The sequence below is a fragment of the Synechococcus sp. R55.7 genome (assembly GCF_047461955.1).
In the GTDB taxonomy this organism is placed as follows: domain Bacteria; phylum Cyanobacteriota; class Cyanobacteriia; order Thermostichales; family Thermostichaceae; genus Thermostichus.
Window position 1 is genome coordinate 1 of the sequence record NZ_JANSIC010000077.1, and the last position, 4,401, is coordinate 4,401.

Sequence of the window (4,401 nt, forward strand, 5' to 3'; positions counted from 1 at the left end):
AGCCAAGATGGGATCCTAGATTCACAGTCTTCCCCAGAACTCCAGATGACAACTCCCCCCGAAAAGCCTGATCCCAAAATGAAATCGGGATCCCTGCCCTCTGCCCTGCGATCCGGGCTGAGCATTGCCCTGTTCCTGTTTTTGCTGGTGTTGGTTTCCTACTTGAGTCTTAACTTTCTGCTGGCCTTGGTGGACAAGCTCAGCTAACTGCTTACTTTGTAAACTGAGCAAACTGATCCCTCAGCATCACCCAGGTGCTGCCGGCCCAGATTTGCCGATAGCCCTTTGTCGCCGACGGCAGGAAAGATACACTGGATTTACAGGACTTAACACCTTCTCTCATTTGCCCCCTTGCCACCATGAGCCCCCTCTTTTGGTTGAGGCTGCCCTCTTTCTCCTGGCCTTCGCCGGGATCCCTTAAGCTTTATTCCAGATCCTACTCTGGATCTCAACCAGGGCCGACCCTAGCCCGCCGGGATCCTTCCTGGAAGCGTTGGCTGCGCTATCTTTATCTGCGCCTGTTGCGGCTGCAATCGTCGCCAAAAGAAATTGCCCGCGGCTTGGCGGTGGGGGTTTTTGCCGGCTGTTTCCCCATCTTCGGCTTTCAAACGTTGGCCGCTCTGGTGTTGGCTGTTCCGTTTCGGGGCAACAAGCTGGCGGCGGCGGCAGGGACCTGGGTGAGTAACCCCTTCACCTATGTGCCCATCTATGCATTCAACTACCAGGTGGGAGAATGGCTACTGGGATCCCGAACTGTCCTTCCCACCACAGAGCTGGTGGCGGCCACCTGGCAAAACTGGATGCAGTGGGGCTTGGAGATGTCGGGCACGCTGTTTGTCGGCTGTGCGTTTGTCGGTTTTTGGGGATCCCTCGTCAGCTATTTTCTGGGGCTGTGGTTGGTGCAGCGGATTCGTCGGCGGCAGAAAATGGCCGGCAGGGGTCTGTGAATGGGCGCAAGGCGATTCAGAATCCCAACTGAGAACCCAATCCTGGACAGTCTGCAGGTGCAGAGATCCATCCGTTTTCACAGAGCTTTTCACAGATAAGGTCTCATGATGGAAGACATGCGAGCGTTGTTGACAGACCTCAGCCGTCGCTCCCAGCGATGGGGGGAGCAGTTGGGATCCGCTTTGCAGACGGGTATGAACCAGCTCACGCAAGCCCCTCAGCCCATTGTGTTGCTCTCTTCGCGGGAACTGGAGAAAATGCGGCGGGCTTGTCGCCTGGCGGCAGATCTGCTCAAGCACTTGGAGCCGATGGTGCGACCAGGGGTCACCACCCAAGAGCTCAACGACGAGGCCGAGCGGTGGACGCGGGCGCATGGGGCCAAAAGTGCCCCTTTAGGCTACCATGGCTTTCCCAAATCCATCTGCACCAGCGTCAACCACGTGGTCTGCCACGGCATTCCCAGCCCCAAGCAGATCCTGCGAGAAGGCGACATCATCAACATCGATGTCACCCCGGTTTTGGATGGCTACCACGGCGATACGTCCAAAACCTTCTTTGTCGGACAGCCTTCTGAGCGGGCGCGGCGCTTGGTGGAGGTGACCGAAGAATGTCTGCGGCGGGGCATTGCTGCCGTCAAGCCGGGGGGGAGAGTCGGCGACATTGGCGCTGCCATTCAAGAATATGCCGAGGCCCAGGGCTACAGCGTGGTGCGCGATTTTGTCGGGCATGGGGTGGGACGGCAATTCCACACTGCTCCCCAGATCCCCCACTACGGCGAGCGAGGAAAAGGGGAGAAACTCCGCCCCGGCATGGTGTTCACCATCGAGCCGATGATCAACGAGGGCACCTGGGAGGTGAAGGTGCTCTCCGACGGGTGGACGGCGGTCACTTTGGATGGCAAGCTCTCGGCCCAATTTGAACATACGGTCGCCGTTACCGAAACCGGTGTAGAGATCTTGACCCTGCCTTCCCAAAGCCCCTGAGCCATCATGAACAGCGCCCCCGCTCTCCGCCTGCGCCTCTCCTCCGAGAACCTGCTGCTGCTGCTGGCGGCGGCAGTGGGGTTGGCCACGGGGCTGTTGGTGGTTGGATTTCGCTACTTGATTGGCTGGTGGCGCTATCTGCTGCAGGACACCCTCGTGGATGGCCTCGGCAGGGCTGCAGAACACTATGGCCTGTGGCTGCTGGGATCCTGGCCGCTGGCTTTGGCGCCGGTGTTGGGGGGCCTGCTGATCGGCGCTTTGGGGGCAGTTGTGCCCTTTCCCAACTTGAGCCTCTCCAGCTTGGTGAGTCCTGCTCGTCCTTTGGCACTTCAGCCCTGGTGGATCCCGCTCAAGCTCTTGGCGGCTGCCATCTCGTTGGGCGCGGGAGCTTCCCTTGGCCCTGAGGCCCCCAGTGTGGAAAGTGGCGCTTTGCTGGGATCCCTGCTGGGGCAAAACCTACGCCTCTCGCGGGAGCGGGTGCAACTGTTGATGGCTGCCGGAGCAGCGGCTGGCCTGGCGGCAGGGTTTAACGCGCCCATTGCCGGGGTGTTTTTGGCGCTGGAGCTGGCTTTGGCCCGCACCTTCACCACTTCTGCTGTCAGTGTGGTGGTGTTGGCGGCGGTGGTCTCCGCCTTGATCGCCCAGGTGGGGTTGGGGGCACAACCCGCTTTTCTTTTGCCCACCATCACCCAGCCGGCTTTTGTCTTGCCGGACTACGAGATCCACAGCTTGCTGGAGGTACCTCTGTATCTCGGCTTGGGCTTTTTGGCCAGCCTGGTTTCTATGGCCTTCAGCTACACCCTGGAGTGGGGCAAGCACCTGTTCAACAGTGGCCCCCTGGCGGCCTGGCCAGCTTGGAGCAAGCCCATTTTGGGGGGCGGGATCCTGGGCTGCGCAGGTTTGGGGATCCCATTGGCGTTGGGGGTGGGCTATGAAACCATTGAGTCGATTCTGCAGGCCGTTCCCTTTTCTCTTGGCCATCTGGGCCTGCTCCTATTGGGCAAGCTGTTGCTGAGCGCTTTGAGCCTGGGCAGCGGCTTTGTGGGGGGAACCTTTGCCCCGGCTTTGTTCATGGGGGCAGTGCTGGGGGCAGGCTACGGTCAGGTGCTATCTCAAGCTTTGCCCTTGATTGCCTTGTCTCCCCCTGCTGCCTACGCCATGGTGGGCATGGCGGCGGTGTTGGCGGCCAGCGTGCGGGCTCCGCTAACGGCCATCTTGCTGCTGTTTGAGATGACGCGGGACTATCACATTGCGCTGCCGGTGATGGCGGCAGTGGGTTTGAGCATCTGGCTGACGGAGCAGTTGCATTCGCCGGCCATCTACCCTTCCGCCCGTCGCTATCGCCACGCAACGCTTGACGGAGTCCTTGGGCAGGAGCCTAGAGAGCTGACGGTGCAAGAGGTGATGGTGCCCCCATCTCTTTTGCTTCGGCAAGACACACCGCTGCGAGAAGCTCTGGAGAGTTTGCTGCAGCAAAAGTGCCATAGCGCGTTGGTGGTGGACGGACAGGAGCGGCTGCGGGGCATTCTCACCCTGGAAGACCTGGAGCGGGCCTTGGCCCATAAGGAGGCGGCGGAGTTGGCGGAGCTAACCGTACAGGAGGTCAGCCAATCTCCGGTTCTCACCACCTTCCCCGATGAGGCGGTAGCGGTGGCAGCTGAGCCGATGTACGAATACGATTTGCGCCAATTGCCAGTGGTCTCGCGGGAAGACCCGGAGCAGATCGTCGGCCTGTTGGATCGAGAGCGGGTGCTGCTCTCCCAAGAGATTCAATCGGTGCGGCAAGCCCTGGAGTTGGAAGTTCCCCCAGCAGAGAGAGACGCCGGCAGGAACGGACAAGAGGGGATCCCAGATGCTTCTACTGCGCCCGCAGAATAGAGCCCTGCTGTCGGGATCAACGCTGCCGCCCAGAGGGGCAGGTGGGACGCAGCGGGCAGCGGCCACATTCGGGCATACGGGCCTTGCAAATGCGCTTGCCCAGCCGGACAAAGTTGACGTGCAGGGAATAGGCTTTGCCTCTGGGGATCTGAGGGGAAAGCTGAGCAAAAGTGTCGTCGGGATGTTTGGCCCGCACCAAGCCCAGACGGTTGGCCACTCGATGCACATGGGTATCCACCGGGCAGAGATCCCGACCCAGCCCGAACAACAACACACAGGTGGCGGTCTTCAGCCCTACCCCTTTCAGGGAGAGCAAAAAATCGAGGGCGCCAGCATCGTCTAGCTCTCTTAGAAAGTCCAGACTCAGGGATCCCTGTCGTTCTTGAATGGCAGCCAGGATCTCCTGAATTCGGACTGCCTTGAGGTGGGCTAAGCCGCCGGAGCGGATCACCTGGGCCAGATCTGCCGGGTCGGCAGCCAAGACCGCTTCCCAAGAGGGAAAGGCGGCTTTGAGGGCGCGGAAGGCACGGCTGCTGTTGGCATCGGTGGTGTTCTGGGAAAGGATCGTGCCCACCAACTCGTCCAGGAGATC

5 protein-coding genes are annotated in these 4,401 nt (G+C 60.5%); 4 read left to right on the forward strand and 1 reads right to left on the reverse strand.

What is annotated here, in order from left to right; translation table 11 throughout:
• The 4 genes from NW820_RS05760 to NW820_RS05775 all read left to right on the forward strand — a co-directional run.
• Positions 1-207: hypothetical protein (locus NW820_RS05760; RefSeq protein ID WP_414406935.1), on the forward strand; the 207-nt coding region annotated here is incomplete at its 5' end.
• Between the two features lie 152 nt (positions 208-359).
• A complete protein-coding gene (locus NW820_RS05765) occupies positions 360-947 on the forward strand; it encodes a DUF2062 domain-containing protein (RefSeq protein ID WP_011433729.1) in 588 nt (195 codons plus the stop codon).
• Positions 948-1,142: 195 nt separating this feature from the next.
• On the forward strand, positions 1,143-1,931 hold the full coding sequence (gene map, locus NW820_RS05770) for a type I methionyl aminopeptidase (RefSeq protein WP_414342345.1): 789 nt from the start codon (positions 1,143-1,145) through the stop codon (positions 1,929-1,931).
• A gap of 6 nt (positions 1,932-1,937) precedes the next feature.
• Entirely contained in the window at positions 1,938-3,809 is a 1,872-nt protein-coding gene (locus NW820_RS05775) for a chloride channel protein (RefSeq protein ID WP_414406936.1), read from the forward strand.
• Between the two features lie 16 nt (positions 3,810-3,825).
• Here NW820_RS05775 and NW820_RS05780 read toward each other — a convergent pair.
• Positions 3,826-4,401 (reverse strand): endonuclease III domain-containing protein (locus NW820_RS05780; protein ID WP_414406937.1); only part of this gene is annotated, 576 nt, incomplete at its 5' end.

Bases quoted from the DNA above. Each gene is read 5' to 3' on its own strand.
- NW820_RS05775 (WP_414406936.1), top strand. From the start codon at position 1,938: ATGAACAGCGCCCCCGCTCTCCGCCTGCGCCTCTCCTCCGAGAACCTG.
- NW820_RS05765 (WP_011433729.1), top strand. From the start codon at position 360: ATGAGCCCCCTCTTTTGGTTGAGGCTGCCCTCTTTCTCCTGGCCTTCG.
- map (WP_414342345.1), top strand. From the start codon at position 1,143: ATGAACCAGCTCACGCAAGCCCCTCAGCCCATTGTGTTGCTCTCTTCG.